This is a genomic window from Actinomycetota bacterium (assembly GCA_030682655.1).
In the GTDB taxonomy this organism is placed as follows: domain Bacteria; phylum Actinomycetota; class Coriobacteriia; order Anaerosomatales; family JAUXNU01; genus JAUXNU01.
The window spans coordinates 1-1158 of record JAUXNU010000061.1; the positions used below are offsets into that span (position 1 = coordinate 1).

Sequence of the window (1158 nt, forward strand, 5' to 3'; positions counted from 1 at the left end):
TCGGCGATGAGTCCGTGCTTGACGGGCTCACCAAGGAATTCTCTTCCCGCGACGCCTTTATGCGCAGGAACATCGCGCTCCTGTTCGGGAAATTTACGACGGAAAAGGCCGTGGACGCCCTTGCCTTCGCGCTCAAGGACGAGGATCCCGATGTCCGGAAGGCGGTGGTCAGCGCGCTCGGGAACGCGCCCGGCGCCAAGGCGCTCCGGTCCCTCCTGCTGGCGGTCACCGATGACGAGCCCGAGGTCAGAATGATAGCCACGGACGCGCTCGGCGCCACGGACGCGCCCGAAGCCCGGGACGCTCTCATCGCCCTGCTTGCGGACGCCGACCCCTGGGTCAGGGCAGCCGCCGCGCGGGGCTTAAGCAGGATCGGCGGCAATAAGGCCGGCCTGGCGCTCGTGGGGCGCCTCGGCACGGCGTCCGATATTTTTCTCCTTGCCCTTGTGGAGGCGCTGGGCGCGCTCGCCTTCCCACAGGCGCTCGACCCGATCCTCTCGCTCACTGACCACCCGGACCCCGAGGTCCGCAAGACCGCGCTTTCGGCGCTCTCCGGCTATGATGGGGAGGCGGTGCTGCGGGCCGTGATTGCACGACTGTCAGACCCGCACTGGAGCGTGCGGAAGGCCGCGGTCGAGGCGCTCAAGCGCAAGCGGGACGCGGCGGTTGAGGCACTCCTCGTGAAGATCGCCGAGGGAGATCCGGATACGGCGGTACGGCGGGCGGCGAAAGAGGCGTTGGGGAGATAAATGTTTGAAGAGCAGATCATTCCGCTGCCCGATGATGTCTTCCGGCTCCTGCGTGATTTCGTCCACGACTACTGCGGGATATACTTTGACGACGGGTCCAAGTTCCTTCTTGAGCGCCGGCTTTCGCGCCGGCTTGAGCAGCACCGGCTCAAGAGCTTCGAGGAGTACTACCACTTTCTCCGCTACGACCGAAAGCGGGAGGAAGAGCTTACCATCCTCGTGGACAACCTTACCACGAACGAGACCTACTTCTTCAGGGAAAGCCCGCAGCTTCGCGCTTTTTCCGAGGAGATTCTCCCCGAACTGCGCGAGACGCTTGCCGACCGGAAGGTCCTCCGGATCTGGAGCGCCGGCTGTTCCACGGGAGAGGAACCCTACACCATAGCGATGCTGCTGCTCGAATCCGGGG

2 protein-coding genes are annotated in these 1158 nt (G+C 64.8%); both read left to right on the plus strand.

Going from position 1 to position 1158, the window contains the following annotated elements; genetic code table 11:
- Positions 1-749 (plus strand): HEAT repeat domain-containing protein (locus tag Q8K99_03635; GenBank protein MDP2181641.1); only part of this gene is annotated, 749 nt, incomplete at its 5' end.
- The coding region (locus Q8K99_03640; GenBank protein MDP2181642.1) for a CheR family methyltransferase at positions 750-1158 on the plus strand (409 nt) is incomplete at its 3' end.